The sequence below is a fragment of the Halorubrum ezzemoulense genome, assembly GCF_004126515.1.
Lineage (GTDB): Archaea > Halobacteriota > Halobacteria > Halobacteriales > Haloferacaceae > Halorubrum > Halorubrum ezzemoulense.
The window spans coordinates 2791534-2804854 of record NZ_CP034940.1; the positions used below are offsets into that span (position 1 = coordinate 2791534).

Annotated in this window: 16 protein-coding genes; 13 read left to right on the forward strand and 3 right to left on the reverse strand. The window is 57.9% G+C overall.

Features of this window, described 5'->3' with window-relative positions; translation table 11 throughout:
* Positions 1-8 precede the first annotated feature (8 nt).
* Complete coding sequence (locus EO776_RS14250) at positions 9-1058, forward strand: hypothetical protein (protein ID WP_129452498.1); 1050 nt, start codon at positions 9-11, stop codon at positions 1056-1058.
* Between the two features lie 126 nt (positions 1059-1184).
* Here EO776_RS14250 and EO776_RS14255 read toward each other — a convergent pair whose 3' ends face one another.
* Complete coding sequence (locus EO776_RS14255) at positions 1185-1505, reverse strand: winged helix-turn-helix domain-containing protein (RefSeq protein WP_080508703.1); 321 nt, start codon at positions 1503-1505, stop codon at positions 1185-1187.
* A gap of 376 nt (positions 1506-1881) precedes the next feature.
* Between EO776_RS14255 and EO776_RS14260 the strand changes: the two genes are divergently transcribed.
* The 8 genes from EO776_RS14260 to EO776_RS19795 all read left to right on the forward strand — a co-directional run bounded on the left by EO776_RS14260 (position 1882) and on the right by EO776_RS19795 (position 8148).
* On the forward strand, positions 1882-2205 hold the full coding sequence (locus EO776_RS14260; protein WP_099288462.1) for a helix-turn-helix transcriptional regulator: 324 nt from the start codon (positions 1882-1884) through the stop codon (positions 2203-2205).
* The gene (locus EO776_RS14265; protein ID WP_099288464.1) at positions 2205-2675 is read left to right on the forward strand and encodes a hypothetical protein; all 471 of its coding nucleotides are present in this window, start codon (positions 2205-2207) and stop codon (positions 2673-2675) included. The genes EO776_RS14260 and EO776_RS14265 overlap by 1 nt, the downstream gene beginning before the upstream one ends.
* A 92-nt stretch (positions 2676-2767) precedes the next feature.
* Positions 2768-5656 (forward strand): helix-turn-helix transcriptional regulator, encoded by a 2889-nt coding sequence (locus EO776_RS14270; protein ID WP_129452499.1) that lies wholly within the window; start codon positions 2768-2770, stop codon positions 5654-5656.
* The gene (locus EO776_RS14275) at positions 5653-5910 is read left to right on the forward strand and encodes a hypothetical protein (protein ID WP_089309106.1); all 258 of its coding nucleotides are present in this window, start codon (positions 5653-5655) and stop codon (positions 5908-5910) included. The genes EO776_RS14270 and EO776_RS14275 overlap by 4 nt, the downstream gene beginning before the upstream one ends.
* A complete protein-coding gene (locus EO776_RS14280; protein ID WP_129452500.1) occupies positions 5903-6553 on the forward strand; it encodes a restriction endonuclease in 651 nt (216 codons plus the stop codon). The genes EO776_RS14275 and EO776_RS14280 overlap by 8 nt, the downstream gene beginning before the upstream one ends.
* 79 nt (positions 6554-6632) lie before the next feature.
* Complete coding sequence (locus EO776_RS14285) at positions 6633-7313, forward strand: nucleotidyltransferase domain-containing protein (RefSeq protein ID WP_129452501.1); 681 nt, start codon at positions 6633-6635, stop codon at positions 7311-7313.
* Positions 7314-7409: 96 nt separating this feature from the next.
* Positions 7410-7814 (forward strand): MarR family transcriptional regulator, encoded by a 405-nt coding sequence (locus tag EO776_RS14290; protein WP_129452502.1) that lies wholly within the window; start codon positions 7410-7412, stop codon positions 7812-7814.
* Complete coding sequence (locus EO776_RS19795; protein ID WP_129452503.1) at positions 7807-8148, forward strand: type II toxin-antitoxin system PemK/MazF family toxin; 342 nt, start codon at positions 7807-7809, stop codon at positions 8146-8148. The genes EO776_RS14290 and EO776_RS19795 overlap by 8 nt, the downstream gene beginning before the upstream one ends.
* Before the next feature lie 132 nt (positions 8149-8280).
* Here the strand turns inward: EO776_RS19795 and EO776_RS14300 are convergent, their stop codons facing one another.
* Positions 8281-9249, reverse strand: a complete 969-nt coding sequence (locus tag EO776_RS14300) for an IS1595 family transposase (RefSeq protein ID WP_129452504.1) — start codon at positions 9247-9249, stop codon at positions 8281-8283.
* Positions 9250-9675: 426 nt separating this feature from the next.
* Here EO776_RS14300 and EO776_RS14310 point away from each other — a divergent pair, with 426 nt between their 5' ends.
* The 4 genes from EO776_RS14310 to EO776_RS14325 all read left to right on the forward strand — a co-directional run bounded on the left by EO776_RS14310 (position 9676) and on the right by EO776_RS14325 (position 11962).
* Positions 9676-9978, forward strand: coding sequence for a UPF0175 family protein (locus EO776_RS14310; protein WP_099288956.1), 303 nt, complete (start codon positions 9676-9678; stop codon positions 9976-9978).
* Positions 9975-10493, forward strand: coding sequence for a hypothetical protein (locus tag EO776_RS14315; protein WP_129452505.1), 519 nt, complete (start codon positions 9975-9977; stop codon positions 10491-10493). The genes EO776_RS14310 and EO776_RS14315 overlap by 4 nt, the downstream gene beginning before the upstream one ends.
* Before the next feature lie 178 nt (positions 10494-10671).
* Positions 10672-11022, forward strand: coding sequence for a hypothetical protein (locus EO776_RS14320; protein ID WP_129452506.1), 351 nt, complete (start codon positions 10672-10674; stop codon positions 11020-11022).
* A gap of 64 nt (positions 11023-11086) precedes the next feature.
* Entirely contained in the window at positions 11087-11962 is an 876-nt protein-coding gene (locus tag EO776_RS14325; protein ID WP_129452507.1) for a hypothetical protein, read from the forward strand.
* 391 nt (positions 11963-12353) lie between these two features.
* On the opposite strand, the gene EO776_RS14330 is transcribed toward EO776_RS14325, so the two are convergent.
* Positions 12354-12974, reverse strand: coding sequence for a hypothetical protein (locus tag EO776_RS14330; RefSeq protein WP_129452508.1), 621 nt, complete (start codon positions 12972-12974; stop codon positions 12354-12356).
* Positions 12975-13321: the final 347 nt, after the last annotated feature.

A 13321-nucleotide genomic window follows, 5' to 3' on the forward strand; every position in this document is an offset into this window, starting at 1 on the left:
ACCTCACCATGTCCACAAATTTTGAAGCTAAAGATGAGAAAAATCTCATCGAATATATCGCAGCGTTGTGTGGCTTTTCACGTCTCTCAACAGCACTCCCTAGGCGAGATATCTACCCACCGTATCTATTCGTTGGGGCATTCAGTGTACTCGATCTGGCAGTCCTCCAGGTCTACGTACACGCCACCGGCGGGACCCACATCCTGATTGAGACCCCAAACACCGCTGCCGGGTATGCGGCGGTATTCTTGGGAGTCTATGGGGTCCGGTATATGTCGAGCGGTTACGAGGAGGCACTTGCCGCGCTCCGAGCACAGGACCGTGTTGGTACGGCCGATATCAACCAGTTTCAGCGGATATTCAGTTGGCGAACAAAGGTCATCATCTATCTCTGCGCCGTCGTTGTGCTATACGCGAATACTATTCTCAACGTCGGGGTTCCAAACCAAGTGACAGCAATAAATTTTCTCTTTACCTGGGAGTTTGTATTCCTCCCGGTTATCGTTGAGTTTGCGTTCACCTATTACGGGATTCACTTCTTATTGCCACGTCGGATCAAAAAGACCGAATTCAATCTGTTCTTTTATGATCCGCGCAACATGGGTGGGTTTGCTGCGGTTGGCCAGCTCCTGAAGCGGTCGTACTATATTTATACGGCTGGACTGATCTTGTTCTTTCTCCTCGTCTACGGGCCAGTACTGCTTTCGGTGGACGGCTACGTGCCCGGCCTGTTTGAGTTGGTTTTCTTTTCGACAGCGTGGTTTGTTGGCCTTCTCTCGATTGGCTATTCGATGTACACAATCCACCAGCTCATGTCGAAAAAGAAGGAGCGACGAATTCGCGAACTTGAGACAGAACTCCATCAAGCAATTGAGAATCCGTACGATATTAACAACTCAAAAGTTGTCGATCAAGACAAATTGGACGATGCGCGGCGGCGGCTCAAGGAAGTCCGAGACACACGCGTTTATCCGGCAACGTTCACAATGTGGAGCCAAATTGCGATCAGCGTATTGCTCCCACAACTACTCCAGATCACGGTCCAAACGGCGTTGTAACTAGTTCTCAGTGGATAGCGAAGAAAAGTAGATCAGGTTTGTTCTATTGAACTACGGTGTTAACGCCAACAGTTGAGATCCACAACACATTATCCACTGTGAGATACCGGGTAGGAGGTTCCAGTTTCACGAGTAGTTGTTGGCAGAATCTTCATTCGGTTCTGTAGAGCCACCCGCCTTCTGCTCATCATTGTAGTGCCAGTCTTCAGTATCTAGACGGCCGTCAAGATATGCTTCACCATCTTCTGTGATTGTATACACGGCATTTCCTAGGTGTTGTACCAAGCCCTCTTCAGCGAGACGCTTACATCGTCTACCGATATATGCATCAGAATACCTTATTGGTCCATCGTTCTTCATCTTCCTCGGAGAACCTGTCTCATTTTTATGAAGATACTCGAGGATACGATCATCCACGAGAACCATCCATTCACCAGAATATCTCATACCTACCCATGGACACGTAGGTATCTATTATGCTGGTAAACAATATAATTACAGGTAAAAAATCTCTTAGCAAATAGATAAACTATAAGTTATTAGCTATACATAGTGTATCCACAGAGCCCGAGTGACGAACCCTTGGCTCGCGAGAAAGTGTAGAACCCCCGGCTGCGGTGTTCCAGCACCCAGCCGGGACGGGTTCTGTGCCGTATCACAGAACCATGCTAATGGTGGCAACTGTAGGGCTTAAGCCCTGCGAGACGACCGACGAATCGAACAGATACACCGACGGCTCCTGCGCGCTCTGTCCAGCGCCGGCTGAGGGCGTCGACGCCCAGCGCGGCGTTTCTGTCTGTCGCAACTGCGCGGAGGGCGACGCATGAACGAAGACACCGTCGTCAGCGACCTCGCGAACTGTACCGCGTTCCAGCGCGACCTCCTGTGGGCGCTCTCGCACGATGACACTCACAACGGACGCTCACTAAAAACAGAACTCGACGACTACTACGGCGAGGATCTCGACCACGGCCGCCTCGCCCAGACTCTCGATGCGCTCGTCGAGGGTGACCTCGTCGTCAAGCAGACACACGATGAGCGAACTGCCGAGTACCGCCTCACCGAACACGGTCGCCGCGCGCTGTCCGGCCGCCAAGCATGGCAAGCCGGCCATCGTGGCGATACTACTGAGGAGGAGCACAGCTGATGGCCAGCAACCAGCCGCTAATCGGGGACACCCGCCGACTCGAACGCATTCCCCTCAACACAGACTATCTCGCGTGTCAGGTCTGCGGGCAGACCGTCCGTGAGGGCGACGACATCACCGCCTACGCCTACCGGGCGGCGGGCGAGCCGGCGTACGAGATCGGCTACATCATGTGCGAGGGCGATTGCCACACGCATCCGACCATCTTCACGCGCGGCGTTCGCGAACACGTCGTCACCGGCCATATCGGAACATGTGCGGACGCGCGTACCCAGTCGACAACGTACGTCCTGCTCGATCCGACTGTCGTCGTCACGAGTCCGACGACGACGGCCGACCCACACGTCCATCCGGACACTCCAACTGAGCGCGAGCCCAAACAGACGAGACAGCGGGACCCGACGCCGCTCCTGATCGCGGTTCGGGAACGCGCTCGATCGGACGGCGGACATCAGGAGCGAGGCGAGTGATGCGGGTCGCCGGAAAAGATCCGCGCATCGGTAATGGGTCGCCGCCAGGGGCTCACCAGTGTCGCCGGCGACAGACGGTACGGTGATCGCTGGTGACGACACGCCACCCAGCGGCCCCTGAGCGCGGGGTGCGACTCATCGCCAGCGACTCGAACGCGTCCGCTGCCGGGATCGTCTGTACAGCGGTCTCCCCGCGGCTGACCGAGTGGGTACCGGAGCTTCTCACGAAGCTCCGTCCACGGAGTCAGCGGACCGTCCGTAGTCATGTCACCACCGAGAAGCCGTTTCGAGCCAGCGCAGCGATCCTCTCGACGACACTCCCGGGGTGGAACACTACAACGGACACGTGGAGTGACGACACCGCCGAGGCGGTCAGCTACACGCGCGCCATCGCGGCGCTTGCGCTCACGTATGCCGAGGAAGATCCTGAGTCCCGCTCTGCGTACCACCGGCGACGGTACGCTGACCTCACCGATACTGTCGAGTCCGTCGGGACGGGACGCGGGGCGGTCAACGGTGACCTTGGCGCGCTCGCGAAGGGACCAGTCGCACTCCACCGCGAACTCGACGATCACCCACAGACGCTCACGCTGTTCCTCGATGGAGAGACATGGACGGACCTCACAGACCGGCGGACTGGCGTCCGAGCGCTCGCGGCGATCGCCGTCCTAGCCGATGGGTTCGACGTGCGCGTCGTCGCGTCGCCGGCGCTCCAGCGTGAGCTGACCCGTCGGTACCCAGCGTGGAGCGAGATCCACCTCAGTCTTACTGGCGACCGGGATCGGTCCCACGGAGATCACCGCCGCACTCCCAATCAACTAGCGCCCACGGACGACACCCACTCCGCGTGGGCGGCGCTCAACGGGCTCGCCAGCACACCGGGGAAACGGCGTCTCCTTGGGAATCTCGACACCGATCGAGAGCGGAGCTACCGCGATCTAGAACAGGATCACGCGATCGATATCGAGACGGGAACCGTCAGCCGGTACGTGCTCGATCTCGAAGATCGTGGCCTCGTCACGGTCGACCGTCGCGGCCAGCACAACACGGTCTCACTCTCCGAACGTGGCGACACGGCGGTTACCCAGTGTCTCGACGCCAACGACGAACTCATCCATCCGAACCAGCGCCAGCTGGATGCCCGTCTTACTGACACCCCTCACGACGCTACAAGTACAGTGTCTCCCCGCCGGGAGGGCCAGCCGGGAGCCACCCCCACGGGGATCGATGAATGGATCGCGGCGACTGGTGACCCGGATGGCGATGCCGACTACGTCCAATGGCTGACCGGCCCCGAGGAATCCCCCGAGACGCAGTCGATCCACCGGCGCTTCACCGTTCCAGCCCACGAGACGGGCATCACGCTCGTCGACGACCACCCAGCTCCGTTCGACGACGGTCGGGTCACCTATCTCAGCCACCACGCCGAGACGGCGCTCGTCGTCAGCCAGTGGGGTGGCCCCCTGGTTACGTTGGGACGTCTCGCGGCTGCCTTACTCAGCGACAAAGCGCTGAGCAAGATCCTCACCCCCTCACGAGTCGGTCGCGACTTCACCGCGATCCACGACGGCGTCACCGACCGCGATCCGGGGCGAACGCTTCGTCGCGGCCATCAAGTCGGGTGGTTCAGCGAGGACGAAACGACCTACACGGCGTGGCGTCAGCGCGTCGAAACGGTTCGCGACACGCAGCTTGCCCGACTCGCGGCGCTTACGGACAGCGACGACACGGCCGCTCGGAGCGAGCTCTTCGAAGCCCTCCACGGGCTCGTCGCGTCGGCGACCCACCTGTACCACGCGGCGGGTATCGATCTCACCGCTACGATCAGACTCCCGGATACCGACGCAGTTGCGCGGAACCCCACCCGACTCGAGAATCTCTGTGAGTTTCTCAGCAAGACTGTTCCCAAACAGTCTGTCTACGGGATCCATTCAGGGTATCGGATGCTGTTCGAAGAGCGCCCCGCAAAGCTGTGCCGGCGACTTCCCTACGACGTGGAGCCCAACACCCAACTCGATCTCACGATGTCGTGGGTGCTTGCGGGCCCGACAATCACCGCACTCCACGACGAGATCACCACGACCCTCGAACAGGAACTCACGACGGTCCGCGAGGCGATCGCCGACGGAACTGAAGACGCACCCACCCTCACGATTCCCGTTCGAGACGCGACGACGTACCCCGCCATCCGGCGGGTGCTAGAAGAGGTCGCGATGACCCACGACGTCCAGTGGACACCCCGCGAGCGCCAGCGGCTCGTGCGGCGCTGTCTCCGCTCGTTTGGCCCGTCGGACACCCACGGAGCGTGTCCGTACGATGTCGTGGTGAGCCTTCAGCGAGCGCTAAACGAGTCACCCAACCCAACCCCTGCCGACGTCGAACGCGCGGCGGCCACGCTCCCACCCGAGCGCTTCCGGCCGGATCTCACCCCGACAGCGACCAAGCTGTACGCCGCCCTGCTGCGGGCCGACACGCCGCTCGGCCGCAGCGAGCTCCTCGACCGCGCAGACATCTCCGCGAGCAGCTATGATCGCCGACTGAGTGACGTTCGCGAACTCGATCGCGTTCGTCCCGTCCAGATAGATGGCCATCGCCGGTGGACGACCACAGCCACACTCACGTCGCGAACGCCACCCGTGACGGCGTGGCTCCCACCAAACAGGGGTACGACAATACCGCTGGTGACGCATCGCGACCCGCTTCCACCAACCGGGCAACAGCACCCGATCGAGACCAAGCGGGGACGCCACCACCCCCAACCCACGCTGCGTATCACCACCCCGAACGGGGCCACCCCACACACTACGTATCCGATGAATCTGCGCCACGAATGCCCGCAGTCGCACCGCACCGACAAGTACCCACCAGACAGCCGAGACACCCACGCCAACGAGACAATGATATCTACAACCCATCCGACGACAGCAGTCGCAACGTCACACCAACAGCCACAGCGCTCGCTCACGAGGACCAACCAATGAGTGACCAATCACTCGATCTGGAGACCGTCATCAGATACAACCGCCCGACAGCGACAGATGGGTCCATCCAGGTTAGCACCGACCGCACCGAAGTCACCGAGGGCTCGCGTGTCCTCCTCGGCTTCGGTGATGATCACGAAGTCACCTACGCCGTGCTCACGCCGAGCGAAGCCCAAACAGTCGCGACCGCACTCGAACAAGCAGCCGAGCGCGCAGCCGCCGCAGACACCCTTGAGGATCCAACCGATGAGTAACAACACCCTCGATCTCACGGACGACATCGACACGGTCGGCACGCCCGACAGCGAAGACCCAGATCACGATCCAACCAACGGCCGGTGGCTCGAAACCCAGGTGGCCGACGCACTCGACCGGTGGGGGTACAGAACCGCCCGCAACGAGTACTGTTTCGGGCTCGAAACCGACGTGATCGCCCGCCGGGACAGACTGCGTGGGGAGCCGACCGACTTCCTCGTTGTCGAGTGTAAAGACTGGCACCAAGCGCCGGTCCAGCGGGACGCTGTCGAAGCCGTCGCGCTCCGGGCCGCTCTCGCGCGAGCACTGCCCGTGCTTGCTGTCGCCCGCCGCGTCACGGCGAGCGCATGGCAGTTGGCACAGCGCCTCGACGTGCGGATTCTGACCGAACAGGATCTCTTCAAGGACCGGCTCCCGCCGCTCACCGAACGCCGGCCGCCGGGTGGCACGCTCCACGCACGGCGGGAACCGCGCATCGAAAACTTGCGTGACCGACTACCGCTGCTCGTTCACCGTCGGAGCGGGCTGGATATTGAGGCGCCCGTCTTCAATGGGCCGAATCACGGACCGTGTTATGTGCCCGATCGGACGGGCAACGGCGAGTATGTCGACGCTCGCGACACTGACTACGAGTTCGGATAGCAGAGAATGCCGAGGGGTCACACCCACTCGGTGGACTAGGACACCAAGACTTTTCTATAATTGAACCGTCTAACAGATCATGAATACTAAAACGGTTCAAAGAGAGGGGACCTATATCCGACTCCCTATCCCCCTTGGAGATCCCGACGCGTTCCGATACGGAGCAACAGCAGACATCGTACACCTTCTTGTCGATAATCCAGATCGGGAGTTCACAAACCGTGAGCTTCACCGCTTGACAGAACGAGGACTGAGTGGTGTGAACGCTGCCGTTGATGTGCTTGAGTCACTTGGAGTGATCTGTGTCGACCGAGCTGGCCGAGCAAATGGAGTTCAAATCGATCCGTCGATGCTCGTCAAAGCAGACGATCCGATAACAACGATCCCACAAGCAGAGTATCACGAGCCAGTCAGGACAATTGTTACCGAACTCAACGAACAGCTTAGTCAAGACATCGGTATCGTTCTGTTTGGGAGCGTGGCGCGAGGCACCGCTGATCGGACGAGTGACATTGACTTGTTCGTTGTTGTCGATGAAAATCGAAGACAAGCCCAGCGTGAGGCTCACCGCATTGAACGTGAGATTGCCAACACGTCGATTGATGGCGATCGGTATGAGGCACACATTATCGTCGAACCCAGCACGTCAGCAGGAAGCCACGATCGAATCGGAGAGATACTTACTGAAGGACTGACGCTTCGCGACTCAGCAGCGCTCAAGACGGTGAAACAGGAGGTGTTCCGCAGTGGGTCTCACTGAGGTTGTCGACGCTCTCGAGCGCGTTGAACGGCTCGTGGAAGAAGTACAATATTGAGAAACTACTATATACTACACGCTACTACAGGCTGGTACAGTATGCCCGTCTACCTCGAAAACCACGACCCAGAACTCGATCTTCGACCGGGCACCACGAAGTCAAACATCGTCGCACACCTGTACCGAAACCCCGAATGGGGATTCTCTCCGAAAGATCTCGATGAGGACCTCGGCATTCCGCGAGGGACAGCCACAACAACGCTTGCTCGGCTCTACGACGAGGAATACGTGGGTAAAACCGAAGATGGGTATTACCATGCGCTTCCCGAGCGTGATGACCTCCACCGGTACGTCAGAAATCTGGATCAGGTGAATCGACTGTTTGGGCACCACCGAGACACAGACGACCCCGATCCCGAAGCGATGACACCGGCAGAAGAGCCAGAAGACGCGGACTTGGAGGCCGAACTCGACGAGCTCGAAGCAGACCTCCAGCATGAGTAGGCACCCATCTGGAACAGTCTGTTGGGTTCGCGATCCGACGGACGCACACGCAGACCGCCCGGCAGTTGTTTTGGCTCACGACACGCACCCGTTCGGCGCAACCGACTGTACGATAATGTGTATCGGGACGAGCGCAAACAAATACCAGAATCAGTATACTCCTGAAGTCAAAGATTCGCATTTGAAAGGGGTTTCACTAGGCAAGCAGTCGTATTTCATGCCCTGGGCGCTATATACGATACCACCTGGCGCAATCAGGCAGGGAAAACCAATCGGGCAGCTCACGGCTGCTGGTGAGAAGGAAGTCAAAAAAGCATTAATTTCAAATATCTGATTTTTGTCGGATTCGATAAATACGCTCTGTACTGACCGACGGACAAGAAACTTGAGGACCTGGGAATCGAGCCACGGAAAAATACGACCGGTGATTGCAGATTCTCGGACGCTCTTCGGTAGACTGGCGGAACTAGCGGAATACATTGACAGCGATACAGTCCACGAGACTCTGGATCGGTGCCCCAGTAAGGTTCAGTGACCGGAGGAAGCCGTAGGTCCGAGCGGCCTGTTCCAAGCCCTGCTTGGACAGGCCGCGGAACTTCGCCAACCACGGTTGGAGCAGTGACCAGAGACACTCTACCTGGTTCGTGTGGACGCCTTTGTCGGAGACGTACCTCTCGTCGTGGACAACGTATTGGTGATCGTGCTCCATGCCTCGGTAAGCTGGCAGTCCATCGGTCCAGACCTCTCCCAGCGGCTGGGAGAGGTCGTCTGCTTCCTCGATAACTGGCCCAAGGTCATCTTCATAGTCGCTTCCTTCCTGAGCTGAGACCACGCGAAGCACGTCGCGGCACGCCGCGACGAGCGTCAGTTCGTCACCCTGATCCCCTGTCCAGCGGGTACGTCCACCCTCGGGCGACCCGCCGCGGTTGAGTCCCTCCCGCGGCGGATCTTGGCCTTTGAAGCCCGAACACACCTGCTGTGTTTCATCGACCTGTGTTGGCCCATCGACTGTCTGGGAGATGCGCTCCCAGACAGTCGGAAATCCCCGACAGAACGCGGTTTCAAACTCTCTGAGCTGGTCGTGAAGCGTCGTGTAACACGGTGAGAGGAGTTCAGCGATTTGGGTAATGCTGAGGAGTGTATCAGCGTAGAGGATGAAGGCGATGAGGAACTCACCTGGGGTGAGTTCCGAATCGTAGAAGGGTGTCCCTCGCGTGTACGTGGTTTTCCAGTCACAGCGGCCACACCAGATGCGGTCAGAGCCGTTGAGAGCGTGGAGGTTGTCTGCGCCGCAGTGTGGACAGGAGCGTTCTTCCCAGATCGTCTTGAGACGCCGCTCGACGATGGCGTCGAGCGGCTCGGCCCGAAATTCTATTACCCCAAGTTCCGCAAGTTCTGATAGCCTCTGGCCGAAGGCAGGACAGTCTTCATACATACCCGTTTTTGCCGGGCCAGAGGCACTAATGCTCCTGGTTCCGCCAGTCTACTGAAGAGCGTGCTCAACTATCCGCATAAACACCGCCTCGACGCGCCGCTAAACTACAACGGATGGTCTACCCTGTGATCAGCCGCTGGCGGGAGGTAGCGGTGGAAAAAGAGCCTCTGGACTCTCTCAACGTGGATACCGGGTGGTGAACCGCTTCCGAGAGCGATGAGAGGTCGCTGACCGTCGAGTGGATATTCGAAAACGCGATTCAGGCATGCGCTGATCTCGCTCAATATACTGCCTCACGAGCGTTCGGATTCGATGGGACGGGATCGAAACCCTCCAGACCGGTCTCTCTGTATACGAGACTGGTAGGCTTCCTCCGTGTTCCGCTATGAGAAACCATTATGTAGTACAACGTGATACTGCGTATACATGCCATCGATTAGTGCCCGAGTTCCTGATGATGATGAAGACGAGCTTGAAGCGGTAAGTGAGCTGTTGGATGAAGACAAGAGTACAGTCATTCGAAAAGCACTCGCAGAGGGCCTCTCATCCATCCGTCGACGTGTCGCGATTGAACGGTACCAAAGTGGCGAGCTCTCGGTTAATGAGGCGGCTCGACTTGCCGATGTCAGTCTCGCAGAGTGGCTCGAAATTGCCCGTGAACATAACCTCACGACCCAACTCTCTCCGGAGGATATCGAAGCAGACGCCGCTGCTGCGCGTGAGCTGTGACGCGGATTTTTCTCGATGCGACGACGCTCATCGCACTCGGAACGATCGGTGAGCTCGAACAGCTGACAAGCTTTACTGGTACGCTTGTTGTCCTCCCCACAGTCCAACGTGAGGTCACGACAGAGCCCGCACAGACAAATCTGACCCGGTTCATTGCGCAGGATGCGGTTGCGACGACCGATCCAGCTGTTCAGGATCGTGTTGAGCAAGCCAAAGAGGTCCTTGGCGAAACAGAACAGAATAGAGACGTATCTCTGATCGCTGCGGTGTTGGCCTACACAGCTGAGGACCGGCCGGTCGGTGTCGTCTCAGATGACCAGCGTGTTCGAACCACGGCTCGTGGGCTTGGGGCGACAGTCACTGGAACGGTCGGTGTGATCGTTCGGGCAGTAGAGGAGGGACTTGATCGAGAGGCAGCACACGATCTCGTAAGGCGGATTGACTCACACGGGCTTCACATGACTGGGACACTTCGCGAGAAGGCCGACAAGCTCATTCATGAGGCCGCTGAGTAGAGTACTCCGCGCTACCACTTCAGTTGAACCGTCTACCAGATCATGACGGCTAAAACGGATCAAGATAGTCTGCCGTTATTCCCGGAGATTAGCCTGACTGACCGACTTCACGGACGTAGCCGCTCCGCTCAAGATCAAATTCTTCGGCTACGAGTCGAGGCTCATCGAGGATACCGCCGTGAACGTCACAGATGTGGAAAAGACGACCGTTGACTGTACCGATCATCTCGAACTCTGTGGTGGCATCCGAGAACACGTACAGGCGATAGTCGTCGCGGAGGATCGAGACTATTCGTGGGCGACGGTCGTTGAGTGCCTCCAGCGACCCGACAACGGCGCTGCGACCAAGCGGATCATCTATCGCCGACCAGCTCGGCTTCGATCTCCGGCGCGTGAGACGTTCCTCAGGTCATTCATGAGCGAGTGTCCGCTCCTCGACCCAATACGATCCGAACAGGGAAGCTACGACAGTGAGTATCATCTCCGAATCAACGTCGACTGGGAGAGACTCGATTCGATGGAATCCTGATGCCAGGTCGGTCCGAAAGGTAGCGTGAATTAAGATGCTCCCCTAAGTACAGCGAATCAGGTAGATGGGTCACGTCTATTATCACCATCCGGGCGACAATCAGTTCTCTCTTGATTTTGTCCACGAGGCTCCATCAGAGATCGTTACCAGGATTGTTGAGTACGACGATGACGTGGCGGTGAAGATTCGCAAGTACGATCTTGACAGCGAGTTCTTCGGTATCTATACCTCCCGCGTTGGTGGTGGGGACGTCGGCAATCTCGAATTCGATCTTGGCGAGGCACTCTCAGAGATGGGTGCTGACAACGGTACTATCGTTGCCCGGCTCCTCGAGATCTATCAAGCGCTCATAGCCCAGAACGAGGAAGAAGAAGGAGTTCCCGTTGAAGCGTACAAGAGCATCGACATCGATGCACTCCCAGACGCGCTCAACCGGACATCGTGGGAGGGCAGCGCAACTGATGTTACAGGCCGTCTCGCCTCAAATCTCATTCTCAAACACGCGCTTCCGAATGCGAACCATCGGACTGCTGTTGCCCTGGTTCAGTTCTACCTCCGTCGGATTGCTCCCGATTTCTCGATGCCAGAAACCTCCGTGGAAATCGACTCAGAGACATACGACTGGCGGGAGTGGGTAAACGAGTATATTAACGAGTCAAAGCGTCTCTTGACGATTCGTCGGAAGAATGTGCTCCTCAAACATCTCTCTGACTTCGGAGCGACAACGCTTGAGCGGAAACACGAGGTCCAGATCAACCTGACGGCATACGAGCTGGATATGTATCCTGTAGAAGCGAAAACAGTCTACGCAACAGCGCACGAGGAGCTCTGGATCGAATTCGTTGAAGAGGCAGTTGAGCGCACCGACAACCCCGAGCTGATGGAGGCCTCTGGGCTATCGAAGGCGGAGTTCGCAGAGAAAATTCGGACCCTCAAGTAAGCGGCGTGCGCTAGTCTTGGAGCGTCGCGACCGTGCGGCCGGTTTCTTCGGCCTCTTCGCTCCGCGACATCCCGTATGTTGCGAGAGCCTCCTCAACCACGTCGTCCAGACTCATTGGTCAGAGAAATATTGGCTCTGCCGACTCATAAAGCCTCGCACGATTTGGGTTTAACGTTGCATTGGCTAACTCGCCAACCGTGTAGGACCGATCCCGCAAACAGTCGATACCCCGTAGCTTCGTCCCCTCTCATAGATTCCCATCTCTCCGATGTATTCATAATCATATCGGGTAGAGTGGAATACAGACTCTTGGCGCTCAGATCGAGTCGTCAAATAGTGAGACAGTTGTGCAACCGTATTTTGGAGAGGCAATTCGATCTGCGAGTCCGAACTACTCGGGAGGCGACGTGAACAGGCGCCGATACTCATCAAGCCACTCGATCTCGTGGTACGCCACGTCATTCTGAATGTCGTATTCAAGCGGGAGTGGATCCGAACGGTGGGTCGTGAATGTGAGGTTGATTTCGACACAGGGGCCGTGCTCTGAGACGCATTCGAAGCCATCGTCAAAGGGGTATACAGCGCTAAACCAGCGAATCTGAAAGCCAAAGTGGTCACACACATCTCTGACGACTGCAGCATCGCAATAGGGCGTGTGGACCCACAGTTCCCCGCCAGCGTACGCCTGATCCTTGACGCACCAGACTACATCGAGGGAGCGGAGAAACTCCGCAGCGCGATTGTAGTGCGCTTCAGTCAGGCGGTCCCACCAGTGGTACTCCTCGACATCGTCAACGAGGAGCTGGAGGCACTCTCCACACACATCATACGCCCGCTCACTAAGGGAGACTTCGTGGAGTTTGTCGTACTGGGTGGTGTCACATACATCGCACGGCGGGGAAGCACCACTGCACTGGCATCCGGAGGATGATCGTTGTTCGGTGGGGTTGGAACACCTGCTGTTTACACTCTCTGGCTTCTGAGATTCGTTTGAGTCGGTATTCTCGGTCATTGGTATCTAACCGAGAACCGTCAGTCACGCCGTGTGACTGGGCTCCCGGCTAGCACCGGACCGACGGTCGGCCACTCATATACGCCACAGAGAGCAGGTTGGTGTAAATAGTTTCTGTAGATCCAACCGAGAACACCGGTCAGCGTCCGGCTATCGACGACAGCCGATGCTAGAGTAATGAACGTCGTGCGCAACCGCTTGTCGAAGTGTGACTGCCGTGCCTGTAGGTAACACACCTTGGCTAATTTTAATACAATTGCCACGATATTCCAGGCTGACGCCCGATACACCCCTCAAACTGGGAGCGTTCAACACGATGATCATCACTTGCCTCACCCCGCGGCGTG